Origin of the sequence: Streptomyces sp. NBC_01224 (assembly GCF_036002945.1) — a bacterium.
In the GTDB taxonomy this organism is placed as follows: domain Bacteria; phylum Actinomycetota; class Actinomycetes; order Streptomycetales; family Streptomycetaceae; genus Streptomyces.
Genome location: NZ_CP108529.1, coordinates 63145 through 86377, shown reverse-complemented (window position 1 = coordinate 86377; position 23233 = coordinate 63145). Strand labels below are relative to the sequence as shown.

The following is a 23233-nucleotide window of genomic DNA, read 5'->3' as shown; positions in this document are numbered from 1 at the left end:
CGTGCCGAATGGACGGCATGAAGGTCAAGGCAGGTGCTCCCGGCCTGGTCCCGAGCCCTGCTGGGACCGGGGCCGGACATGCCAGGGCTGACGTCTCGCCTCGTCGGTTGCGTCATGGTCGCGCAGGGGCCGCATTCCGCCCGGCAGGTCGGGGAGCTGGAAGGAGTAGCGGCCCAGCACGTTGATGTGGTGGCGCACGAACGGGGACAGGCGGGCGACGCCCTCGTCGCGGACCTCGAAGCCGCCCGCGCGCAGATGGGTGAGGGCGGCGTCCATCTAGCGGGCGTTGAACAGCACGAGCGCATTGAGGACGAGGCCGAGTGCGCCGATCTGGTCTTCCATGCCGTCCTGGTAGCGCTGGTAGAGCTGCCCAGCGCGGCCGTGGAAGACTTTCCGTGCGAGGGCGTGGCGGCCTTCCTTAAGGTTGGCCTGCACTTTGATCTGCCGCCGGTAGCCGGGCTCGTCGGTCAGGCGCAGGACGTGCAGGGGCTTCGCGATCCGCCCGTAGTGCGCGATCGTGTCCCCGAGCGGGGTGGGGCGGCCGTCGCGGGAGAGCATGCGGATGACGTCGTAGGCGCGGACGGCTCCGGTGTGGATGGAGTCGGTGATCCGCAGGATGTCCTCCCTGTGCCGCTCGATCCGCGCGAGGTCGATCCGTCCGCGGGCCGCGTCCTGGAAGGCGCCGTAGTCGGCGGTGCGGTCGATGTGCCACATCTTCTGGTCGGGCAGGTCCGCGAGCTGCGGGGCGCAGGCGAACCCGGCCAGGGTGAGCAGCCCGAAGACGATGTCGCTGTAGCTGGCGGTTCGGTGACGATACCTCGGGGCGCTTGCCGCCGTCGCGGTCGTAGAGGACGTCCAGCATGTACAGGGAGTCACGCGGGGTGCCGGCCACGACCTTCCCGTCCAGCCCGGCGGCCTGGTCGTTGATCATGCTGAGCCAGGTCGCGCCGCCGCGGCGCCCGAGTCGGCGTCGGAGTCCAGCGGCGGGGTCAGCTCGAACAGCGCGGCGATCGCCGCGGCCAGCTCACGGCGGGCACCACCTGCTCGATCGCCGCCCACGTCGCCTCCACGGTCTTCACCTCGGCGGGGTGATCTCCCCGGTGTCGGTGTCGACCTGCTCGCTGGTGGTGCCGAACACGACCTGGAAAGCGGTCGCCAGCTTCGCCGAGGCCCGCTCGACCCGCGGCAGGGTCCTCAGCTTCTCCTTCGCGCTCTCGCGCTCCGTGCGGGCCAGCGGCTTCGTCGCGATCAGCACCTCCAACAAATCCAGCGCATCGTCCACCGCCCGCGACGTCAGGTACACCGTCGTGGCCAGCAGCGTGGCCAGACGCGGCCGCGGCCAGGACCTCGCTTCAGACTGACCTCGCCAGATCAAAGCCGATGGTTCAGGGCCCGGGTCAGCGCCTGGTTCGCAGCCCGCGCCGCTTTCAGCTCCTCTGTCCGCTCTTCGAGGTCGCCTTGCTTGTCGACGAGTTGTTTTTCGATCATAGTGATGCGGCGCTGGAGCTGGTCGAGGTCCACCGGGGCGCCCAAGCCGGATTCGGCCCAGACCGTCGCACCCAGTTCTTCGGACAGCCGCTTCTCCAACTGCCGAACGCGCGCCGTCAGGCGCACGTTGCGTTCCAGGGCGTCCGAGACCCACTCACCCGCCGACACGTTCAGCAGCGAGTCCAGCACCGCCCGCTGCCCGACGCTCAGCAGCCCGTACAGGGTGTCCCGCAGCCGCTGGTTCGCCGCCTCCCGCACTGAACTGCTCGAGCGCGTCCACGCCGCGGCAACGACCCTCTCGAGGGGCAGAACAGCCCGCAAAAGAGCACTTCGATCCGCTGCTGCCATGACTCGCTGAGGAGCCCCCTCGGTCGGCCTTGGCCAGTCCGTCCGGAGCCTGCAGACGAGTCATCGAGTGCACGCATGGAGGTGCATATCGTGCCACCCGTCCACATGCAGCAGCGCTCTGCGGCGGATGCCTTCCTGTTCGAACCCGGCCTTCGCTGCCACACGACAGGACGCCTGGTTGGCAACCGAATGCCCGAGTTCGATGCGATGGAAGCCGGTCTCGCCCAAAGCCCAATCAGTCGCTGCCGTGACGGCCCGAGGAGCGACCGCGGCACCGCGCGCCAATGGCATCACCCAGTAGGAGGTCTCAGCTTGACCGCCCCTAAGGTTCAGGGATTGGAGAGACACTCGGCCGAGCACAGTGTCGTTCTCGCCATCGGCGATAGTCCAGTGCACTGCGGTCTCATCCCGCCAGCCTTGCTGCCACTGGGTGATCCACTCCCTGGCTTCGTCCTTGGAATCTGTCCGTCGGTGATGCCACCGCTGGATCGTCGGATCTTGAAACGCCTTCACCACAGATGCGGCGTCCTCCAACCGCCAGGGCCGCAAAAACAGTCCGCCCTCCACTGGCAAAGACGGCTGACCGGTGCTCGCAAGACAGCCAGGGGATATCACTGGCGAGACAAGGAAAGGCATGAGCGACATCATCCCAAGCTGAGTAGCGCCGCGAAAACCGACCGGACAACCGCCAGGTCACAGCCACAGCGGATTCCGGCGGCCTTCGGCCATCCGCCCCATGACTTCGAGCACTTCCTCACGTACGGGCCGCCTCGCTGATCGCGGCGGCCTCAAGATTGAGGGGCGCCGGGTCATCTACACCCTGGCCGACGGATACCTGCGCCACGTCGTGGACGAAGCGCTGAACCTGGCCGACCACCAGCTCACCAACCGACCCGCGCACGAATGACCCAGCGCGGGCCGCCCGTTGGCCGGCTGAGCCAGGACTTCACGCTCGGGCGGCGAGGTAGTGGGTCCAGCTGTCGTTGGCGTACCTCGCCCATGCCTCCGCGGTGGAGGGGTGGAGGTCGAACAGGTCAGCGACGACAATGGGCGGCAGCGTGGTGACGGCCTCGATCATGGCGGTGTTCCTGGCACTGAGCACGGGCAGCCCATGCTGCTTCAGCAGATTGCCCACCCCGTGAGGGTTGCGGGGGCGGTGGGGGAACTTGCCGGGCAGCAGGTAGGGAGAGGCTTCCTCCAGAGCCCGGCGCACCCGGGTGGTGGTGCGGGGCTGGGCGATTTGCTCCTTGATGAGCTGGCCCAGTCGGCCTTGGGAGTTGGGGTGCGCTTGCCGGAACTTATCCACAGGTGAACGGCCGTAGGAAGGGGTGGGCGGGATGGGCGGCGCGGAGCGCTGACGGGGATCGGGGCGCGCTCAGCGGGTTGAGCGTCGGCCGGGTGGCCGCGCTCGGGCACGCGTCAGTGCGGCGGCGCGGTCAGGCCGGGGGATGTCGGCGGGTGAGAGACCGGGGCGGGCGCAGTGCCAGCGCGCCGGGTGGCGCCACGGGCCGCCAGCGTCGTGGGCGACGTCGTGTTTGCCGGGGGCCCGGGACGTCGGGCCGTTCCTGAGTCCGTCGGGATGGCAGCAGCGGGCCATGCGACCCAGGCGTCGGTGGCTGCACGTACGGTCTGCGCGTGACTGATCAGTGGTGGGTGGGCGTACGTCAGCGGGTCGAGACGGCGGGCGCGACAGCGTGGAGGCCGAGTTGACGGAGGGGGCACCGCGGTCGTTGCTGCCCGAGACACGCGAGGAGCCGCAAAGTTCCTGACCCTGCACAGCCACCGTCTCACTTGATGTGCTGGGCGGGCCGGGTGGCGATGTGGAGCAGGTACTCCAGGGGGCCACGCCGGAACAGACGGGTCCAGACGGTCGCCAGGAGCGCGGCGGCAGCGATGAAGCCGAGGAGTACGGGCAGGGCGGACAGGGTCTCGTCCTCGATCGCGGCCACGTGCCAGACATCGGTGAAGAACCAGAGGGCGACGATGTGCAGGACGTAGACAGTCAGCGCCGTCGTGCCGACTGCCGCAATGGGTGCGGCCAGGCGTGTGAGGCGTGGCAGCCGGTCGGCGACAGTCAGGCACGCGGCCACCACTACGAGGGCGATGCCCGTGTTGCCGAGGATGGAGAAGGTCGTCTGGCTATGGGGTACGGCCACCAGCAGCCAGGCGAGCGGCATGTGGTCCCCGGGTTCACCCACGGTGTCGGACCACCATGCAGACGACGCCGAATCGCCATCCGTGGCGGCCACGACGGCGGAAAGAGCGTGTGGGACCAGGCGCAGGGCCAGCCAGGAGCCTCCGTAGCCGAGCACGGCGAGCGCCCCGCCGGTCAGAGCCAGCTGGGATCGGATGCCAGTGCGAATGAGGTCGAGCCGGGCCACTGCCATACCCGCGATCAGGAACGGCATCCAAGTGAGAACCGGATACTCTCCCGTGAACAGCAACTCGACGAAGCCGTCCGTGCCGCTGATCCAGGCCAGCGGATCCCGTGCAGTGATGGCGTCGGCCCAGTTCCCTTCTTCGATCGATTCCCTTACCACGTAGAGGACTTGAGGCAAGATCAGCGCACCTGCGGCAGCGATGAGCGCGAGCGTCCTTGCCCGCAACCGGTACAGCGGGAGGGCGACCAGGAAAAGCACCCCGTAGAAGCTGAGGATCACGTCGACCCGGGTGTCCAGGGCGGTCAGGGCGTAGCCGAGCGCTGCCAGGACGACGGCACGGATCGCGATTCTGACCACCGCCTGACGGCCAGAGCGCCCCGTCCGCGGATGCGGACGGCCGGTGATAAGGATCAGCGAGAAGCCCGCGAGCAACGCGAAGAGGGCGGAGGAACGGCCCCGCGCCACCTCTAGCAGGAACCCCACCGGCCCGCCCACTGTCACGTCGGGGCCGACATGGGCGGAGTACATCCCGAAGACCGCGAGCCCGCGGACCAGATCGATGCCGATCACTCTGCCCGTCGACGGCGCGATGCCCGCGCTGGACGAGCGATCCGCCTCAAGCTCACGTGGCACCTGTGCCGACACGATCAACAATGCGTTCTGCGTCATGCCTTGAGGTTTCACCGACCACCCGCCCCAGCCACCCCGGCGGCTTTCCGAAGGCACCCCGCCGACCGGCCGAAGTTAACCGGCCGACCGGCTGGAACCGCATCACCGACTGACACGAAACGCATCTACCCGGCGGACGGACGGCTCCCAGCGTGGTACGGATCAAACGGCGGCATGCGACGAGCGGAGCGCACGTGATCCGGGTACTGGTAGTCGACGACGAAGCCCTCATCCGCATGGGCTTCACACACATTCTCAACACGGTGGACGACATCGAGGTCGTGGCGGCGGTTCCCGGCGGCCAGGCTGTGTCGACGGTGCGGGAACTCCGTCCTGACATCGTCCTGCTGGACATCCGGATGCCCGACGTGGACGGGCTCACCATTCTGGCCAACCTCCGCCGCATTCCGGACCCCCCAGTAGTGGCCATGCTCACCACGTTCGACACCGACGAGTACGTGGCGACCGCCCTGCGCTCAGGTGCCGCCGGATTTCTGCTCAAGGACACCGATCCTGAGCACCTTCCCCACCTCGTGCGAACCCTGGCAGACGGCGGGACCGTGCTGTCGTCCAAGATCACCCGCACCGTGGTGGACGCCTACCTCGACAAGGGCATGCACGAGCCCCCCGCCGCCCGCCTCGCCGCCCGGCTGACCGAGCGCGAGCGTGCCGTCCTCATACTCATGGCGGAAGGACTCGCCAATACCGACATCGGTGAACGGATGCACCTGAGCACCGGCACTGTCAAAGGCCACGTCAGTACCGTATTCAGCAAACTGCAGGTCAGCAGCCGCGTCCAGGCGGCCCTGATCGCCGAACGCGCCGGTCTCCTCGCGTCACCGCAGGACGGGGACACGCGATGAACCTCCGCCGCCCGACGGCTCCGCTGCTGGACACCGCCCTCGTCGGGGCCTCGCTGGCAGACGCATGGGTCAACGTCCACGTCGAGGAGCACGCGGCCATGGCCTGCGCTCTGCTCGCCGCACTGGCCCTCGCGGTGCGTCGCCGTCTGCCACTGACGACCTTCGTGCTCACGCTTCCTACCGCCCTGGTCACCGACGCGGTGTTCGCCACGATGGCCGCGCTGTACACGCTCTCCTCACTCAGCCGCCACCGTGTCCTGCTGGCCGGCTGCGCCCTGGCCTACGCGATCACCGACTTCCTGCCGTGGCCGTGGTCGTCTCTGAGGGCCGCCGACCTCGCCCAGACCCACAACCTGGTCCACCTCACGTACACTCTGGCCACTGCAGTGGCCCCCGTCTTCCTGGGCCAGCTCGTACAGGCCCGGCGCGAACTGTCCCAGCGGCTCGTCGAGATCTCCGATGCCCGCGAACACGAACGGCTGCTCACCGCCCAGAGCGTCCTGGCGAAGGAACGCGCACAGCTCGCCCGGGAGATGCACGATGTGGTCTCCCACCAGGTCAGCCTCATCGCCGTGCAGGCCGGAGTACTCCAAGTGGGCAGCCAAGACGCCGAGACCAAAAAGGCCGCGGCCACGATCCGTCGGCTCAGCGTGCAGACCCTGGACGAACTGAGGCACATGGTCAGCGTGCTGCGCGCCTCGGGCAGCCGCCCCACGGAGCTCACTCCCCAGCCTTCTCTTGCCGATCTGCAGCAACTGGTCGGAGGCAGCGGCATCGACGCGGAGCTGGAGACAGACCTGCCCGAAGGCCTGCCGCCCCCCATCCAACGCGCCGTCTACCGGGCCGTCCAGGAAGCCCTGACCAACGTCCGCAAACACGCCCCCGGCGCCACGGCGAGGGTATGCGTCCACCACAAGGACAGCGCCATCCACACCGCCATCACCAATACCGCCCCCACCCGGCCAGCGCTCCCCCTGCCCAGCGCCCATCACGGCCTCGCCGGGCTACGCCAACGCGCTGAGCTCCTCGGCGGCACCATCGCTGCCGGGGCCACAGCCGACGGCGGGTACAGGCTCCACCTGAAACTGCCGATCGGGGAAAGACTGGCTCCCACTAGCTAGCGCTTCCACACCGGTCGAGTCGTAACGCATTTGGGCTCGTCACTGGGTCTCCGAGGCAGATGGATAGCTTGCGCTGGCTCTGTTCACGAGTTGCGACAGCAGATGTACGCCTCACCGAGCAGCGCGTGGATGGCGGCGTGTTCGATGTTCATGAGAAATGACAGCGGCCGTGGGGCGGCTGGCCCCGGATTCGCATCCTCCGGTCGAGGACTGTGCTCGATCACAGCCTGGTGGCCAGCCAGATGGTCATGGCCGCGGTGGCGGTGAGCCCGACGTTGAGTGCGATCCGGCGGTCTTCGCCGGTCAGGTGGACGGCGGTCGCACCGGTCTGCAGGAGGACGAAGCCGATGGCTGCGGCCGACGCCAGCGAGGGCGCGATGCCGGTCAGCGGTGGCAGGACCAGGCCGGTCGCGCCGAGTATTTCGACCGTCCCCAGCGCCCTGAGGGCGGGCAAGGGTATGCGGTCGACCCAGGCCATCATCGGTCGGAGTTGATCGCGGCTGCGGATCACCTTCAGCGTGCCTGCATAGAAGTAGAAGAGGGCGAGCAGTCCCGCGACGATCCAATAGGCGATGTTCATGGTTCCCGTTCATGGGCCACCGGTTCACGGGGCCCTCGATTGCGTCGATGGTCAGAAGAGTCCTGGAGAAGGCCTGGTCCGTCGTCCGAGGGGTCGGACCCGCCGAAAGACGGGAGTGGCACGGCGCCGCGGTCGAAAGGAGGGCGGCCGGGCCGTTCCATCCGTCGACTTCAGGCGAGGTCGGTGGCGGGCTCGGTCGCGTAGCGGCTCATTGCGTCGATGTTGGCCTGTCGCGTCAGCGGCCGGCCGCCGGCGAGCACCTCCTGGAGGTCTCGGAAGTACTGCACGTACAGGTCGGGGGTGAATGTGCTGAGCATGACGGCGGGCTGGTCGGTCGGGTTTGCGAAGGTGTGAGGGGTACCGGGCGGAACCATCACGAGCGTGCCCGTGGTGGCGTCGCAGTCCTCGTCCCCGACGGTGAACCGCACGGTGCCGGAGAGGATGTAGAAGCCCTCGTCGTGTTGGGCGTGGCGGTGCTGCGGCGGTCCCTGGGTGTGCGGGGCGAGGACGGACTCGGCGATCGCGAGGCGGTGCCCAGTGTGGCTGCCGTCCTCCAGAACGCGCATGCGCGTGGTGCCCAGAACGATCGTCTCGCCGTCGCCGGGACCCACCACCGATACGGCGGGGTCGGCCTGCGGCTCGCTGGTCTTCGCTTCTTCGGTCATGCTCACGAGTGCACCGCCGGGACCCCGCCAGTGTCCAAGACCCATCCCGCAGCGCCGATACCCCGTGGGTATCGTTGCAGCGTGGAGCTACGGACCTTGCGCTACTTCGTGGCGGTCGCCGAGGAACTCCACTTCGGCCGGGCCGCCACCCGACTGCACATGAGTCAGCCGCCGCTGAGCCGGGCGATCAAGCAGTTGGAGGTCGATGTCGGGGCCCTGCTCTTCGCCCGCTCGCCCACCGGCGTCACGCTCACTTCGGTGGGCACGGTGCTGCTCGACGAGGCGCGGGCCCTACTCGACCACGCCGACCGCGTCCGTGTACGCGTGAGCGCGGCGGCCGGCGTCGCGACCATCACTGTCGGCATCCTGGGAGATGGCACCGACCCGGGAGTGTCCAGGCTGGCCGCCGCCTACCGCCGAAGCCACCCCGGCATCGACATCCGCATCCGCGAGCCCGACCTGACCGACCCGACGTGCGGGCTGCGCGCCGGGCTGGTCGACATCGCCCTGACCCGGGCGCCGTTCGACGAGACTGCCCTGACGGTGCGTGCGCTGCGAACCGATCCGGTCGGCGTGGTCCTGCGCGCCGACGATCCGCTGGCCCGCCGCGACCGGCTGCGGCTGGCCGAGCTGAGCGACCGCCGCTGGTTCCAGTTCCCGCAGGGCACCGACCCCATCTGGCAGTCGTACTGGAACGGCGGCAGGCCGCGCGAGGGCCCAGTGGTGCGCGCCGTCCAGGAATGCCTGCAGGCCGTGCTGTGGAACGGCACGGTCGGCCTGGCCCCGCTCGGACACGACCTGCCCGCAGAGCTGGCCGTGGTACCGCTGATCGACATGGCGCCGAGCCGAGTGGTCGCGGTGTGGAACGAAGGTGACACCAACCCGTTGATCCGATCCTTCGTCGAGATCGCGACAGCCGCGTACCGCTACTGAGCACCGGCAACCGGCGCTGCCGCATCCCGTGAACAATTCGAACGCCGCGGCCCTCGGAACTGCCTCCCAAAGCGGGGCTCTGGCACACATTCCGTGAGCGACCTTGAGTCCGGCGTCACCGGAACCCGGTGACGCGTGGTCCCCGCAGGTCACGTGACGCGCGCGTCCTGCTGGCTAGATCTTTCACGAAATGTGTGCCAGAACCCGAGTACCGACGGCATCGGTTCCGGTCCGGCGTGGTGGTACGGATCTTGGTGGAGAAGGTTTTTTGACGCGGTTCTGGGGTGGTAATTCCGGGGCCGTTTCTATGTTTTCGGGTGGTGGTGTTGAGAGATTCCAGAATTTGGGTGGTGGGTCGTTTTCTGGTGGGTGGTGAATTCGGTGTTGGTGTTTTGTGGCGACTGATGGATATCAGTTGGGGTGTCTGATGGATGTCAGGTGAGGGTTGTTCAGGGCTCGGGCGGGGTTGGTTGGTGGGGCCGGCCCTCGTGTGATTCAGGGGTTAGGACTTGTCCGGCCGATCATGTAACTGCCTTGCTTCTGGATCGTTGATGCGGGCATGGGGCGGGGTGATCTGAGTGATGCCGAGTGGGAACGGCTGCGGCCGTTCCTGCCTGTCAGCAACAGACGTTGTGGCCGGTGGCGGGACCATCGGCAGGTGATCGACGGGATTCTGCACCGGGTTCGGGCCGGCGTGCAGTGGCGTGACCTGCCTGAACGGTTCGGACCATGGAAGACCATCTACGAACGGCACCGGCTGTGGTCGGCTGACGGCACCTGGGAACGGCTGCTTCAGCAGGTCCAGGCCGAGGCCGACGCCGCTGGTGAGATCGACTGGGACATCTCGGTCGACTCCACTGTCGTCCGCGCGCATCAGCACGCGGCCGGCGCCCGGACCGAACCACCGCCCGCCCCCGGTTCAAAGGGGGCGAACCGCCAGAACACCAGGACGAGACGCCGTGGCAGAGCCTGCACGCCCGCCTGGTGGAGGTGGTGCGGGATGTGAGGGCCTGGGCCGCTCGCGCGGTGGGTTCACCAGCAAGCTCCACTTGAGCGCGGACGGCCGCTGCCGCCCGCTGTCCCTGGTCGTCACACCGGGACAGCGGGCGGACTGCACCCAGTTCAAGCTGGTCCTGGATAAGATCCGCGTCCCCAGGCACGGGCCGGGCAGGCCCCGCAAGAAGCCGGACAGTCTTGCCGCCGACAAGGCTTACAGCAACGGACCCTGCCGCGAGTTCCTGCGGCGCCGGGGCATCCGGCACACCATCCCGGAGAAGACCGACAGCCAGGCCGCCCGCCGGCGCAAAGGCTCACGCGGCGGACGACCCCCCGGCTTCGACGAAGACCGCTACAAGAAACGCAACACCATCGAACGGGCAATCAACCGCCTCAAGCAGCACCGGGCCGTGGCCACCAGATACGACAAGCGCGGCTACGTCTTCCTCGGCACCGCCACCGCAGCAGCACTCGTCATCTGGCTCCGAACATGATCGACCGGACAAGTCCTAGTCGTAGGTGGGGTGTGGGTGGCTTGAGCTGGGGTGTTGAGGGCTTTCTGATAGGGGAGGGGTCGCTTCTTTTGGGCTTGTGGCGGTGGTGACGGTGCGTCTGGCCTGGGGTTGTTCGGGGTGTGTTGATAACGGTGGTGTGGTGTTGGTGATGGTGTCCGGCATCTAAAGGACTGGTGCGGGTTTGTGCTGGTCAGCGGCTTGCTGCGTGGTCGGGCCTGCCGGTGCTGCTGTCGTGTGGTTTACGTTGCTGCTGGTTGGGGCGGGTTGGCGCCGGTCCAGTACAGGGCGGTGTCGATGTCGCGTGCGGTCCAGCCGTCGGCCTGTGCTGCGCCGTGGCGGAGGAGGTCGTCGAGGAGTTGCATGTAGCGGCCGTAGCGTCCCGGGGCGCGGGTGAGGGGGAGGCCGAAGGCGTCGAGGACGTGTTGGACGTGGCGGTCGTAGACGGCCATCCGCTGGGGTGCTGCTGCGGTCAGGACGGCTGAGGCGAGGGCGTCGCCGGTGTGGAAGCCGGGCAGCTCGGCAATGATGCCGCGTCCTGTGCGGGCGGCTTGGCTGCGGGTGAGGGCGGTGTCGTGGACGGCGGTGACGGCCCGTTCGGTGACCGAACGTCGGGCAGGGACATGAGCGCCGATGCCCAACGGGTTTGTGCGGAGAGGCGTTTCCAGACGGCCAGCGCTGCGATGTCCGTCTTGCCGAGGCTGCCTGCGTTCTCGATTCGCTGTGCGACTTCTTGGAAGACCTCGTCGTAGTGGGGTGAGACGCCTGCCAGGTAGTCGGCGCGGGCGGGGACCAGGATGTCCCACGCCTGGCCGCAGACAGCTGCGAACTTCCCGTCAGCCGACGTTTCGGTGGTCTTCTTCACGTCCGCATCATGCCGTTCTGGTCGGCTTGCGGGTGCGGGGGCGCCTTGCTTCTTCGGCGAGTTGGTCGAGCTGGATGACTTCCAGTGATGGCGTTGTCACGTTGTTGGGTGCGTGGGTGTCTGACGGTGCGTCGAGGTGTGGTGGGGCCGGGTGCCGGCCTGGGCTCAGGCCGCGGTAGGTCGGCCGGTGACGCCGGTGATCTGCTCCCAGATGGTGAAGCGGATGGTCATTTCGGCTCGGTGTTCGGATGCGGTCAACAGGTGGCGTCGGGGCCGGAAGTGGGGTGAGATGCCGCTGAACGCGCATAGGAACCGCTGGGCCCCGCCCACGCTGCGGAAGCCCTTCATCGCCCGTTCGCGTTGCCTCGTCGGCTGGTGGCTGTTCTCGGCCCGGTTGTTCAGGCCCTTGTGCGAGCGATGCTCCACCGAGGGCATGACCTCGCGGTGAGCGGCGCCGTAGGAACGCAGCTTGTCGGTGACGACCACCCGCGGCACCCTGCCCGTCTTCGTCATCAGCCTGCGGAAGAATCGCCTGGCGGCGGCCTTGTCCCGCCGGTTCTGAACGAGGATGTCCAGGACATTGCCGTCCTGGTCGACCGCCCGCCACAGGTACTTCTGCTCGCTGTTGATCTTGATGAAGACCTCGTCCAGATGCCACTTGTCCCCGGGGCGGGGCCGCCGGCGGCGCAGCGCGCTGGCGTACGCCTGGCCGAACTTCAGACACCAGCGGCGCACGGTCTCGTGGGAGACGGTCACGCCGCGCTCGAGCATCAGCTCCTCCACCTCACGGAAACTGAGCGGGAACCGGAAGTACAGCCACACGCAGTGCGAGATGGCCTCGACCGGGTGTCGGTGCCCCTTGTACGACGGCGGTGCACCCACCACGGAAGGCTCCCCCAACGTGATCAACCCGAAGATCATCCCACGGGCCAGCCAACGTGACAGCGCCCTTCTCCGCGTAGCTGTAGGTCCCGTCCTTGCACTTCGCGGTCGCGCCCGCCGGGTGCGGACCGCCGGCCCTGGGTACTCGCCTGGCCGAGCCGGAGTGGATGGCGGCCTTCCAACGCCCCTTCAGCCCCGACCCGGGCAACGACCCCGCGCGCCAAGAGGAACACCACCGCTAACTGGCCTTTCGCAAGGCCCGGCACACGATCCTGCGTCTCATCGGCGGCCACTAACGGCGCCCCGGGGGAACCCACCACTCCTTTAAGCGCCGATGCGGACCGCGAGCGCCGTGCGTGAGCGCCTCCTCTCGGCGGCGCCACGCACGGCGCTCGCGGGTTGGCGGCTTCGTGTCGCGACAGGACTGTCGGATCAGCCGATCAGGGTGTCCTTCAGCCAGGGGGTGATCACGGCCATCGCCTCGCCGAAGCGCGAGATAGCGCAGTGGCCGGTGTTCGGGATCAGTTCGACCTGGGTGTCCCGGCGGCCCTCGAACACCAAGGTGTCGTCGAGTGGGACGTGGACGTCCTCGGTGCCGTTGACCACCAGCATCGACCCGTTGGCGTCCTGGTCCAGCAGCGGGCGCAGGTCGAAGGCCGCGAAGGCCTCCTCGCGCGCAGCCGTGCTCGGCATGGCGTCGAAGCCGAGGGCGTTGCCGACGATGCCGTCCATGCCGAAGGCGAAGCCGCGGTCCGGAGCGAAGGAGCGCTCCACCGGGCCGCCGAGCACCACAGAGGCGTCCACTGCCCCGGTCAGTCCGGTCCGGGCGGAGTAGTAACCGCCCATCGAGATGCCGAAGTGGCCGACCTTCCCGTTGCCGATCGTGCGGGCGAAGGAGACCAGTCCGGCAATCACCTCGGCCCCGCCATCCGGGGTCATCGGCAGGTGGGCGGTCTCGCCGGTGCCGACGATGTCGAACAGCAGCAGCCGTACCGGCAGCGCGAGCGCGAGCTGCTCCCACATGCCGTGCAGGTCGGTCTTCCAGGAGTCCACCCCGCCGCTGGCCAGCACAACCGGCGCGTCGGCGGGCAGGCCGGGGGCGGCTATCAGGTGGATCGGCAGGGTGGCCTCGCCGCCGCGGTACGGGACGGTGAGCGTGCGGCGCTCGAACTCCACCGGGAAGCCGGGGGCGGCGAGGGCGTACTGCTCGACCTGGCGGGCGAGCGCGGTGCGCTTCGGGTCGTCGGCCAGTGAGGGGAACTTGGCCCAGCCGTACGCCTGCGCGGCCAGGCGGTGGCGCCCGGCCTCGGCGTGCCGGGCGGCGAGGGCGGACCACTCGTACACCCAGCTGCCGGGCCGGTCGGGCCACATCTCGGTGACGGCGGCGCGGACCGCGTCCACCTCGTCGACGGGGAGGCCGAGGGTCATCTGCGGGTAGCGCTCGACGAACAGGTCCTGCGGGTCCAGGGGCCAGGTGAAGGACATGGTGATGCCTCCTGCTGTGCTTAAAGCCGGAACTCTTGCATTAGTGACTATGCGCCCGGGTGACACTTAATGCAAGCCGCCCTGCGTTAAGGTGGTGGTTGAGGTGATCGACACATGACTGAGGAAGAACCGGAGCCGATCCGCCGCCGACCTGGCGGCCGTGCCGCGCGCGTCCGCCAGGCCGTTCTGGCAGCCGCCATGGAGGTGCTGGCCGAGGAGGGCATCGCCCGGCTCAGCATCGCCGAGGTCGCGGCCCGTGCCGGGGTCAACGAGACCACGGTGTACCGACGTTGGGGCAGTCGGGAGAAGCTCGTGCTGGACGCCATGCTGGCCGGCAGTGACGAGGGCATCCCCGTCCCCGACACCGGAGCCGTCCGCACCGACCTGGCCACCTTCGCCCGCGCGCTGGCCGAGTACCTGGCCACCCCGACCGGCCGCTCCGTTGCCCGGGAGGCCTCACTCAGCTCCGAGGACCCCGACCTCGTCGCGGCTTGGCAGACCTTCTGGCAGTCCCGCCTCGATCAGGCCGGCGCCATCATCAGCCGGGCCGTCGAACGCGGGGAACTCCCGGCAGACACGGACGCGGCCCTGGCCCTGGAACTGCTCTGCTCCCCACTCCAGACCCGCTCCCTGCTCGGCCACCGCCCGATCGAACCGGACCTCCCGGAGCGCTTGACTGACTTGGTGCTGAACGGTCTGAGAGAGAGGAAGTAGAGGCTGCCCCCGTTATCTTTTTCGCGGTCCTGCAACGGGGCCGCTGGCCTCCGGGCCCGGCATGACTGTGTCCCCCTGTCGAACTCGATGACCTGGGGGGTGGTGTCACCGGGCCTGGGGGTGCCGTCGGAGACGCTGATGAGAGGTCCGGCCACCGTCCGGTCCGGCGCAATGCCGGACAGCTCGCGGGCGGCAGGTCTGCATAACGTGGATGCGCGCGCACGACACCTCTGCCGAGGCCAGCACCGCCAACCCCTTGGGAAGGGTGCGATGTTCGACACCGAAGACGTCGGCGTGTTCCTCGGCCTGGACGTCGGTAAGAGCGCCCATCACGGGCACGCGCTGACCCCGGCCGGGAAGAAGGTCTTCGACAAGCAGCTGCCCAACAGCGAGCCGAAACTGCGGGCCGTCTTCGACAAGCTGGCCGCGAAGTTCGGCACCGTCCTGGTGATCGTGGACCAGCCCGCCTCCATCGGCGCCCTGCCCCTGGCCGTCGCCCGGGACGCGGGCTGCAGGGTCGCCTACCTGCCCGGACTGGCGATGCGCCGGATCGCCGATCTCTACCCGGGCGAGGCGAAGACCGACGCGAAGGACGCCGCGGTGATCGCGGATGCCGCCCGCACTCTGCCCCACACCCTGCGCTCGCTGGAACTGACCGACGAGATCACCGCCGAGCTGACCGTCCTGGTCGGCTTCGACCAGGACCTCGCCGCAGAGGCCACCCGGACCAGCAACCGGATACGCGGCCTGCTCACCCAATTCCACCCCAGCCTGGAGCGCGTCCTGGGTCCGCGTCTGGACCACCAGGCCGTCACCTGGCTCCTTGAACGCCACGGATCCCCAGCCGCCTTGCGAAAGGCCGGCCGCCACAGACTCGTCGAGCTCATCCGCCCCAAAGCCCCACGCATGGCCGCCCGGCTGATCGACGAGGTCTTCGACGCACTGGACGAGCAGACCGTAACCGTCCCCGGGACCGGCACCCTCGACACCGTCGTGCCCTCCCTGGCCCGCTCGCTGGGAGCTGTCCACGAACAGCGCCGAGCCCTGGAAGCCCAGATCAACACCCTGCTGGAGACACACCCTCTTTCCCAGGTCCTGACCTCGATGCCCGGCGTCGGCGTCAGGACCGCCGCAGTCCTGCTGACCACCGTCGGCGACGGCACCAGCTTCCCCACCGCCGCCCACCTCGCCTCCTACGCGGGCCTGGCCCCCACAACGAAGTCCTCGGGAACATCGATCCACGGCGAGCACGCACCCCGAGGCGGCAACCGGCAGCTCAAACGGGCCATGTTCCTCTCCGCCTTCGCCTGCATGAACGCCGATCCCGCCTCCCGGACCTACTACAACAAGCAACGCGCCCGCGGCAAAACCCACACTCAAGCCCTCCTCCGCCTCGCCCGCCAACGCATCAGCGTCCTGTTCGCGATGCTCCGCGACGGAACCTTCTACGAGTCCCGAACCCCCACCATCGCCCTCGCCGCGTGAACAGGACCGACACCCACAAAACCGACAGCGCGGGATTGACGAACGACATAGAGGCACCCCAGAGATACGCCTGCCCGGCCTGACCAGTCACAGTCACGGTCACGGAGAGGGCGTCGCCCTCGTGGGTGACACCGATACGGAACTGGGCCGTGCCGCGGACCTCTCCGCGCGCAGGGCGTCGAACACGGGTAGCAGGGACCGGTGGTTCGGGAGCGGCTCGGTGGAGGAGTTCGCAGACAGGCTGCCACACCCGGTGGTGCGGAACGCCGGAAGGACCGGGGCCCGGGACCGCCTGAGCCCACCGGGCGGCCCAGGCGGCCCGGTGGGCTCAGCGGTAGGTCACGACCAGGACGCGGCCACCAGCGAGCGTTCCGCAGCCGCCAGGTGCACCGCCGAGGCGAGCCAGGCCCTCGCGTAGGCGTCGGCCGAGGGGTCGGTCAGGCGGCCGAAGGTGTCGCGGGGGCGGCGGCCCGCCTCCGTTGTCAGGGCCTGTGCGAGGTGGGCCGCTACGCCGAGTTCCGCCCGGGTCAGGCGGGCGGAGAGCGAGGCCGCGTCCGTCCCGCGGCCCGCCTCGGCCACGGCACGGCGACCGCCCGCGACGCCCGTCTCCAGCAGGCGGCGGACACGCCACAGCGGTGCCTCCGCCAGCGGGTCGGGGCCCGCGGTGACCGGCCCGCAGTCCGCGGATCCCGCCGTCTCGCGGGGGAAGTGCTCGCCCTGGAGCCGGTCGTAGCCCAGGTCGGCACGGCCCTTCCACGCGTCTGGCAGCCGCAGCGTGGCGGACGCCCCCGGCACCGGCCCGACCGCCAGCGACTGGAGCGTCGCCGCCCGGTCCAGGTCGGGACGGCCGAGCACGCGCAGGGCGAGCCCCGGGTGTTCGGCGATCCGGCGCAGGTTGGCGGCGTGCGGCAGCTCCGGGTGGGGGTGTGCGGGGCGGAGCCGCAGCAGCGATCCCCCACCGGCGACGCGGACGACGACAGACTCGCCGGCCGCACCGATCACCTCGACGTCGCAGCCCAGCAGGCTCGGCGCCGTCCTGCCGGGCCCGCCCGCCTCGGGCGCGCCGTCGGCGAGCACAGCGGCCATCGCCTCCTGCACTGGTCGGGTGAAGAGGACGGCGGCGGGTTCCTCGGACCAGTCCACCCCGCGCAGTGGCGTCGCGCTGACCCCCCGTCCTGCCCCGAGCCGCCCGTCCACAGAGACGGTCGCGCCAACGATCCGCAGACCCCCGCGCGCCAGCCCGGCGTGGTCGAGGACGGCACCGCCGAGCGCCACGGACGCGGACCCCGCACCCTTCACGCGGGCGAGGCCACCGGGGCGCACGTCGGACACCGTGTAACCGGCGCCGTCCGAACCGACCAGGTGCGTGGTCACTCCGCCGTACCCCGTCGCGGACAGCACCGGCTCCCGGCACAGGCCGTACACCCGCAGGCTGCCGCCCTGTTCGTAGACCCGGCGCGCGGAGCCCGCCGCCTCCGTGTCGGCCGACCCGGAGGCGAGCAGGGCGGTGCCGGCCAGCAGCTCACGGAAGGCTCCGGTGAGGTCGGCGAGACGTTGTCCCTCGCTCCGCTCCCGCGCAGCCCTCAGGCTCCGTACGACTCGCAGCGCCGCCGCTTCGGCCCGCGGCAACCTGGCCAGCCGCGCGGTGTGGGCGGCGCGGAGCAGCTCGGCCTGCACCACGGCGCCGCCCGCCGTGACGCCGGCGGACAGGGCTTCGGCGGCGGCGTCCCACAGCGCCGTGGCGGCAAGGACCTGCGCCGCGGTGAGTGCGGCCGGCGAGACCACCGTGGCCGCAACGTCGGCGGCTGGGGCGGTGGGTGCGGCCTCCTCGGGGCCCGCGCCCGTGTCGGAGGCTGTGCCCGAGCCTGCGGCCTTGCCCGTACCCGAGTCGTCACCCCCGCCCGTGTCGTCCTCCCCACCGGCGATGGGTGCCGCGCCCAGGACCGCGGCCCGGTGCAGGCAGCGCGGGGCCAACAGGCAGGTGCACACGGCCTGTTCCGCGTTCGTGACCGTGCCGGACGGGCCCGGGCGCAGCGTGACCGTGGCGTCCTCGCCGAAGTGGACCTCGGCTGCCCCGTCGGCCGTGGTGGAGGCCTGGTCGGCGCAGCCCGAGATCGCCGCGTCGAGTTTCTTGCGCAGCCGTGCGCTGAGCTGCTCCACGGCGTCGGCGAGGACGTCGGGGGCGACGGGAGGCAGGAGTTCGGTGCTCAACGGGGTTCTCCACGGAGGCGGTCGCCCACCCAGCGGGCGAGTTCGAGCGGGCTGAGGGCGGCCACCGGCATACCGGCCGCGACGAGTTGGCGCGCCACGGACACCGAGTAGCGCGGCGTGCCGGTGTCATCGAGCGCCGCGCAGCCCAGCAGGTGGGCGCCGGAGGACGCCAGGGCACGCACCTCGCCCAGCAGCCCGCCGAGCGGTGCGCCCTCCTCGAAGTCGCTGACCACGACGACGAGCGTGCGGCTCGGCACGGTGATCAGCGAACGCGCGTGCGCGAGACCGGCCGCGATGTGCGTACCGCCGCCGACCCGGACCTCCAGCAGCAGCGACAGCGGATCCTCGACCCGATCGGTCAGGTCGATCACCTGCGTGGAGAAGGCCAAGAAGTGCGTGGACAGGGTCGGAACCCCGCCGAGGACCGCGGCCGTCAGCGCCGACCAGATCACCGACGCCTCCATCGAACCGGAGACATCGACGACGAGGACCAGGCGCCAGTCCGCCTCCTTGCTCGCCCGCGTGCTGAACAGCGGGCGCTCCGGTACGACGACGAGCCGGCCGTCCTCCGTCCGCCGGGTGTGGGCGAGATTGGCCCGCAGGGTACGGGCGAGGTCGAGGCGCCCGCCGGGCCGTCGGGTCGGGCGCGGGGTGGCCAGACCGGAGAGCGCCGGGCGCAGGCGGGTGGCCAGCTCCCGGGACAGCTCGTCGACGAGCCGCTTCACCAGCGGACGCAGCCGGGCGAGTTGGGCCTCGGGCATGCCTCCGGCCAGGGACAGCACCGAACCGAGCAGCTCCACCGACGGGCGTACCGACGCCGGATCGAGCTGCGCGAGCACGTCGGTGCGACCCGCGTCGGCGGCCTCCGCGAGGACCTCCTCGCGTACGTCGGTGCCGAAGAGGGCCTCCAGTTCCTGCGCCCACTCCCGCGCGGTGGGGAAGGACGGGTCCTGACCGCCGCCTTGACCTGGTGCGCCGCCGGCCAGGTCCTGGGCGCCTTCGCCGCGCCCGCGGCCGTAGAGCTCGTCCAGGGCGTGGGCGTAGCGGCGAGCGTCGCAGGTGAGCCGTTCCTTGTGGCGGCCGAGCAGCAGCCGCCAGCGGTCGGCACGGCCGAGCCGTCGGTCCGCGTCGTCCGCGGCGGCGCTGTCCGCTGCGGGTGGGGGTACGGGGCCGGGATTGTCGGCCGAGTCCGAGCCCGGGTCCGTTCCTGCGTCGGCGTCCGCGTCGGCATCGGCGCCTGGCAGGCCCAGGGCCTTCAGCGCTGCCGATCCGGCCGCGTCGGCCGCCGCCCACAGGGCGAGCAGTTCGGGCGGGGCGTCGAGTGACAGGTCGAGCCGGTCGCCGAGCCGCTCCGTCACGGTGGTGAGTAGCCTGTCGCGCGCGGCCGGGGCCAGCGTGTCGAAGCCGCCGCGCAGGGCCGGGAGCCGGTCGAGGAAGTCCTGGTCGGCCAGCGCGTCAACCCGGTCCATGAGCGCGGCGAGCGCGTCCGGCGACGCTTGGAGCAGGGGACCGGCGGCTGTGAGCAGCCCGGCAAGACGTTTCGCCAGCGCCCGGCGCGTGTCCGGAGCCGTGGCCCCGTCGATCCAGCCGGCCGTACGCTCGCCCAGTTCGGCCGCGTCGTCCAGGTCGAGCAGCACGCGTACGGCCAGGGCCGCGCCCTGGATGAGCGGGGAGCCCTCGGCCGCCAGCTCGGCGAGCGCCCGGTCCAGTCGCAGGCCCAGATGACGGGCGGCCGTCCGGTCCGCCAGCGCCACCAGCGCCCCGGCGGCGGCGCCGCTGTCGCTCCCGGCGAGGCCGGGCAGGGACCGGACCGCGGCCTCGAGGAGTTCCTCCGTGAGGGCGCCGGCCGTCGTGCGGGCGCCCTGCATCGTGTCGGGGTAGTGGCCGCGCCGCAGTCCCTCCAACAGGTCCAGGGCCTGGAGGAGCTCGGGCAGGTCGGCGCTGTCGGGCAGCACGACGGAGGCCTCGTACAGGCGTGCGTCGACCAGTTCGGGCAGGCCGCAGCGCGCGGCGGCGGTCAGCCCGGTGAGGATCTGGGCCGGGGTGGGGCCGCCCTCGGCGGCCTCGTGGCGCGCGGTCGCCGCGAGCGTACCGGCGGCGGCCTGGGCCGCGGTCACCCCGCGCACGCCCGCGAGGTCGAGGCGTGCGGGCACGGACGGCGTCCACGTCAGACGCCACCTGGTGCCGAGCGCGGTGCCGTCGCCCGTGCTCGCCACGTCCAGGGGTTCGCCGTACGAGGCGCCGATCACCAGCAGCCGCTGGAGCAGCACTTCGCGGCGGCCGTCCAGCGGTGAACGGAGCGGGTCGAGGCGCAGGTCGCGGCGGTCGGGGTCGTCCGGTCGGGGCAGCCGCAGTTCCGCGAGTTCGGCCTCGACCGAGGGGCCGAGACCGGACCGGGGCGCGTGCGGGCTGATCCGGCCGCGTGCGGTGCCGATGAACACGGCCTCCAGCGCGCGGGCCAGGGCCCGGCCCCGGCCGAGGGGTTCGCCCTGGCCGAGGACAGTGGTGACGGCCTCCAGGAGTTCGCCGCGTCCGGGCGCGGGCAGTCCGCGCAGGGCGGCCAGGTCGCAGGCCAGGCGCAGCGTCTCGGCGGCCTCGCCGGTCCCTGCGGTGTGACCGCCGCGGCGCATCTCGCGACACAGGCCGGTCACCGCGTCGGCAGCCGCCTCCCGGATCCGTTCCGGATCGCCGGCGGCGGTGAGCACCGCCTGCTGCCACAGCGGGTCGCGGATTCCAGCCGGGTAGCCGGACCGGGAGTCGAGCAGGTCGAAGGAGTACGGCACGAGGGAGGTCACCGCCGAGCCCTCGGTCGCGGCGGCGCCGTCTTCCCCGGCCCTGCCAGCCGCCGAAACCCCTGCCGCGTCCGTACCGGACCCCCACGTGCGGGGCCCCGCACCGCGCGGCGCGGCCTCGGACGGGACAGCCGCCCGCCCCGTAGCGCCGGAGACGCCCGCCGTCCCGGCCCCGGCCTCCGTTCCGGCATCCGCCTCCGTGGACGCGAGAAGCGCGGGTGCGTGGAACGCGCCGATCACGGCTGCCACCCGGCGCCCGTCCGCCGAGGCAGAGGCGATCACCTGCCGCATCCGTTCCTCCCGCGCCAGGTCGGCGGCGGGTACGGCGGCGTCGGCGCGCAGGGCCCAGCCCACGCCCAGTGCGGCTCGGCGCACCGCGTCCGGAGCGCACCCCGGAGCCAGCACCTCCACCGCGCGGTCCCACAAATCGTCACCGTCCCGGCCGGTCCCGGCGGCGGCGAGCGCCTCGGCGTACGAGCGCCGCACCCGCGTCGTCCCGTCGCCGGGAGCAGGGTCAGGACTGGCGTCGAGCGCACCCGTGGCCCCCAGGGGCGCATCGGCCTCCGGACGTACGGCCTCGCTCCCGTCCTGCTCGCGCACCGGCCCGAGTGCCCCCGCCGACCAGCGCGGGTCGCCGAGGGGAAGGTCGCAGCACACGACCTCCACCCCGCGGCTTCTGGCCCAGCGGACCGCGGCGAGCTCCGGCGAGAAGTCCGCGAACGGGTAGAACGAAAGCCGTCCTCCCTCGCCCGCTCCGGCCAGGGCGACCGGGGTGACGGTTTCGGGGTCCGCCAGGTGTTCCAGCCAGGGCTGGAAGTCGGTCGGCAGCTCGACGCAGACCACCTCGGCCCGCGCCTCTTCCAGCAGGGCGGGTACCACCGCGGCCAGCGCCGGACTGTGGTGGCGCACTCCAAGCAGGTACGGCGCACGCGATGCGGCCAGTGCGTCCACGGCCGTCCGTGGATCGACGGTCGTCAACGCAGGCTCCCGCGCAGGTCCCAGAGCCGGCGCCACATCGCCGAGCCGTTCTCGGCGCGGCGGCGCACCGGGCCGTCCCAGTAGCCCAGCAGCCGTGCGTGGTCGGCGGGGTCGTCCTTGCGGACCACGCCGAGCAGATGTCCCGGCAGCAGGTCGAGCACGTCCTCGCCGGGCAGGTAGGCGGCCGCGACCCCCAGCGACGCCGCCACCTGGACGGCCTCGGCGGTGGACATGACCGTGCCCGGCCGCTCCACGTCCCAGCCCTCGTTGGAGCGGCCGGAGCGCAGGTCGCGGAAGACGGTGACGAGGGCGTCGAGGACGGCGTCATCGACGGCGAAGGCCGCGCCCGCCCGCTGCACGGCGGCGACAGCCTGGCGGCGTATCAGGACCGCCTCGGCGTCGGCGTCGGCGATCGGGTCGACGGTCTCGAAGTTGAAACGGCGCTTCAGCGCGGCCGACATCTCGGAGACGCCCCGGTCGCGCAGGTTGGCGGTGGCGATGACGGTGAAGCCGGGGGCGGCGCGGACGACCGCGTCCTCGGTGGAGGTCAGCTCGGGTACGCTGATCCGCCGGTCCGACAGGATGGAGACGAGGGCGTCCTGGACCTCGGGCAGACAGCGGGTGATCTCCTCGACCCGCACCACCCGTCCGGCTCGCATGGCGGCGAGGACCGGGGAGTCCACGAGGGCCTGCGGGGAGGGGCCCTGGGCGAGCAGCAGGGCGTAGTTCCATCCGTAGCGGAACGCGTCCTCGGTGGTGCCCGCCGTGCCCTGCACCGTCAGGGCGCTGGTCCCGCTGACAGCGGCCGCGAGCAGCTCCGACAGCATCGACTTGGCCGTGCCGGGCTCACCGGTGAGCAGCAGCCCGCGCTCTCCGGCGAGGGTGACCACACAGCGTTCGACCAGCGCGCGCTCGCCGACGAACTTCGGGGCGATCACCAGCTTCGACGGCAGACCGGCGCGACGCCCGGGCAGGGCCAGCTCCACGCCGTCGCTGCCGCAGACGAACGTGACCACCGCGCGAGGAGTGAGCGCCCAGCCGGGCGGCCGCGGCCCGGGGTCCTGGGCGGCGAGGAAGGCGAGTTCGACGGCGTGGCGCTCCTCGGCCGGCTGGCCCTGCCGGACGGGTGCGGTCTGTTCGGTGGCGGTCATGCGGGTTTCCTTCGTCATGGTTCGGCAGGTGTTCATACGGGTCGGGAACCGGCGCGGCGCACCCGGGGACGGGCGCGCCGCGCCGTGCTGACTACGGGCGGCCGGTCAGCGGCG

The 23233-nt window shown here is 70.9% G+C and carries 21 protein-coding genes and 1 pseudogene; 7 read left to right on the top strand and 15 right to left on the bottom strand.

The features are described from left to right. Positions 1 to 99: 99 nt before the first annotated feature. The 5 genes and pseudogenes from OG609_RS00415 to OG609_RS00390 form a co-directional block, all read right to left on the bottom strand. Positions 100 to 961 (bottom strand): annotated as a pseudogene (locus OG609_RS00415) (Tn3 family transposase); the annotation flags it as partial. Continuing rightward, complete coding sequence (locus OG609_RS00405; protein WP_327270890.1) at positions 928 to 1059, bottom strand: hypothetical protein; 132 nt, start codon at positions 1057 to 1059, stop codon at positions 928 to 930. The pseudogene OG609_RS00415 and the gene OG609_RS00405, both read right to left, overlap by 34 nt. A gap of 16 nt (positions 1060 to 1075) precedes the next feature. Beyond that, the gene (locus tag OG609_RS00400; protein WP_327270889.1) at positions 1076 to 1303 is read right to left on the bottom strand and encodes a hypothetical protein; all 228 of its coding nucleotides are present in this window, start codon (positions 1301 to 1303) and stop codon (positions 1076 to 1078) included. Positions 1304 to 1371: 68 nt separating this feature from the next. Continuing rightward, the gene (locus OG609_RS00395; protein ID WP_327270888.1) at positions 1372 to 1746 is read right to left on the bottom strand and encodes a hypothetical protein; all 375 of its coding nucleotides are present in this window, start codon (positions 1744 to 1746) and stop codon (positions 1372 to 1374) included. Between the two features lie 150 nt (positions 1747 to 1896). Beyond that, positions 1897 to 2472, bottom strand: a complete 576-nt coding sequence (locus OG609_RS00390; RefSeq protein WP_327270887.1) for a GNAT family N-acetyltransferase — start codon at positions 2470 to 2472, stop codon at positions 1897 to 1899. A 100-nt stretch (positions 2473 to 2572) separates the two neighbouring features. Here OG609_RS00390 and OG609_RS00385 point away from each other — a divergent pair, with 100 nt between their 5' ends. Then, positions 2573 to 2743, top strand: a complete 171-nt coding sequence (locus OG609_RS00385) for a hypothetical protein (RefSeq protein ID WP_385651959.1) — start codon at positions 2573 to 2575, stop codon at positions 2741 to 2743. A 39-nt stretch (positions 2744 to 2782) separates the two neighbouring features. Here OG609_RS00385 and OG609_RS00380 read toward each other — a convergent pair whose 3' ends face one another. Together OG609_RS00380 and OG609_RS00375 are read right to left on the bottom strand one after the other, a co-directional pair. Further along, a complete protein-coding gene (locus OG609_RS00380; RefSeq protein ID WP_327270886.1) occupies positions 2783 to 3142 on the bottom strand; it encodes a hypothetical protein in 360 nt (119 codons plus the stop codon). 481 nt (positions 3143 to 3623) lie between these two features. Beyond that, positions 3624 to 4886 carry a DUF418 domain-containing protein gene (locus OG609_RS00375; RefSeq protein WP_327270885.1) on the bottom strand — a complete coding sequence of 421 codons (1263 nt, stop codon included), beginning with the start codon at positions 4884 to 4886 and terminating at the stop codon, positions 3624 to 3626. 194 nt (positions 4887 to 5080) lie between these two features. Here OG609_RS00375 and OG609_RS00370 point away from each other — a divergent pair, with 194 nt between their 5' ends. Continuing rightward, positions 5081 to 5749 carry a response regulator transcription factor gene (locus tag OG609_RS00370; RefSeq protein ID WP_327270884.1) on the top strand — a complete coding sequence of 223 codons (669 nt, stop codon included), beginning with the start codon at positions 5081 to 5083 and terminating at the stop codon, positions 5747 to 5749. Next, a complete protein-coding gene (locus OG609_RS00365) occupies positions 5746 to 6870 on the top strand; it encodes a sensor histidine kinase (protein ID WP_327270883.1) in 1125 nt (374 codons plus the stop codon). Before OG609_RS00370 ends, OG609_RS00365 begins: the two co-directional genes overlap by 4 nt. Before the next feature lie 220 nt (positions 6871 to 7090). On the opposite strand, the gene OG609_RS00360 is transcribed toward OG609_RS00365, so the two are convergent. Together OG609_RS00360 and OG609_RS00355 are read right to left on the bottom strand one after the other, a co-directional pair. Next, the gene (locus OG609_RS00360; RefSeq protein WP_327270882.1) at positions 7091 to 7450 is read right to left on the bottom strand and encodes a DoxX family protein; all 360 of its coding nucleotides are present in this window, start codon (positions 7448 to 7450) and stop codon (positions 7091 to 7093) included. A 170-nt stretch (positions 7451 to 7620) separates the two neighbouring features. Next, positions 7621 to 8115 carry a cupin domain-containing protein gene (locus OG609_RS00355; protein WP_327270881.1) on the bottom strand — a complete coding sequence of 165 codons (495 nt, stop codon included), beginning with the start codon at positions 8113 to 8115 and terminating at the stop codon, positions 7621 to 7623. An 81-nt stretch (positions 8116 to 8196) separates the two neighbouring features. Here OG609_RS00355 and OG609_RS00350 point away from each other — a divergent pair, with 81 nt between their 5' ends. Both OG609_RS00350 and OG609_RS00345 read left to right on the top strand, forming a co-directional pair. Further along, on the top strand, positions 8197 to 9048 hold the full coding sequence (locus tag OG609_RS00350) for a LysR family transcriptional regulator (RefSeq protein WP_327270880.1): 852 nt from the start codon (positions 8197 to 8199) through the stop codon (positions 9046 to 9048). Positions 9049 to 9607: 559 nt separating this feature from the next. After that, positions 9608 to 10538, top strand: a protein-coding gene (locus OG609_RS00345; protein WP_442817923.1) for an IS5 family transposase whose coding sequence is annotated in 2 segments (ribosomal slippage) — positions 9608 to 9990 and positions 9989 to 10538 — 933 coding nt in all. Because the reading frame shifts where the segments join, the coding sequence is not laid out codon by codon here. Between the two features lie 260 nt (positions 10539 to 10798). Here OG609_RS00345 and OG609_RS00340 read toward each other — a convergent pair. The 3 genes from OG609_RS00340 to OG609_RS00330 all read right to left on the bottom strand — a co-directional run bounded on the left by OG609_RS00340 (position 10799) and on the right by OG609_RS00330 (position 13788). Beyond that, complete coding sequence (locus OG609_RS00340; protein WP_327270879.1) at positions 10799 to 11197, bottom strand: hypothetical protein; 399 nt, start codon at positions 11195 to 11197, stop codon at positions 10799 to 10801. A 389-nt stretch (positions 11198 to 11586) separates the two neighbouring features. Beyond that, entirely contained in the window at positions 11587 to 12342 is a 756-nt protein-coding gene (locus OG609_RS00335) for an IS6 family transposase (RefSeq protein ID WP_327270878.1), read from the bottom strand. A gap of 393 nt (positions 12343 to 12735) precedes the next feature. Next, a complete protein-coding gene (locus OG609_RS00330) occupies positions 12736 to 13788 on the bottom strand; it encodes an alpha/beta hydrolase (RefSeq protein ID WP_327270877.1) in 1053 nt (350 codons plus the stop codon). A gap of 114 nt (positions 13789 to 13902) precedes the next feature. Between OG609_RS00330 and OG609_RS00325 the strand changes: the two genes are divergently transcribed. Together OG609_RS00325 and OG609_RS00320 are read left to right on the top strand one after the other, a co-directional pair. Continuing rightward, positions 13903 to 14502: a TetR/AcrR family transcriptional regulator gene (locus OG609_RS00325; protein ID WP_327270876.1), complete on the top strand. Its 600-nt coding sequence runs from the start codon at positions 13903 to 13905 to the stop codon at positions 14500 to 14502. A gap of 270 nt (positions 14503 to 14772) precedes the next feature. Continuing rightward, a complete protein-coding gene (locus OG609_RS00320) occupies positions 14773 to 15987 on the top strand; it encodes an IS110 family transposase (RefSeq protein WP_327270875.1) in 1215 nt (404 codons plus the stop codon). Positions 15988 to 16326: 339 nt separating this feature from the next. Here OG609_RS00320 and OG609_RS00315 read toward each other — a convergent pair whose 3' ends face one another. From OG609_RS00315 to OG609_RS00305, 3 genes are read right to left on the bottom strand one after another with little or no spacing between them, the layout of a single operon-like run. Then, positions 16327 to 18198 (bottom strand): hypothetical protein, encoded by a 1872-nt coding sequence (locus tag OG609_RS00315; RefSeq protein WP_327270874.1) that lies wholly within the window; start codon positions 18196 to 18198, stop codon positions 16327 to 16329. Beyond that, positions 18195 to 21968, bottom strand: a complete 3774-nt coding sequence (locus OG609_RS00310; protein ID WP_327270873.1) for a vWA domain-containing protein — start codon at positions 21966 to 21968, stop codon at positions 18195 to 18197. The genes OG609_RS00315 and OG609_RS00310 overlap by 4 nt, the downstream gene beginning before the upstream one ends. Then, positions 21965 to 23119: an ATP-binding protein gene (locus OG609_RS00305; RefSeq protein ID WP_327270872.1), complete on the bottom strand. Its 1155-nt coding sequence runs from the start codon at positions 23117 to 23119 to the stop codon at positions 21965 to 21967. Before OG609_RS00305 ends, OG609_RS00310 begins: the two co-directional genes overlap by 4 nt. Positions 23120 to 23233: the final 114 nt, after the last annotated feature.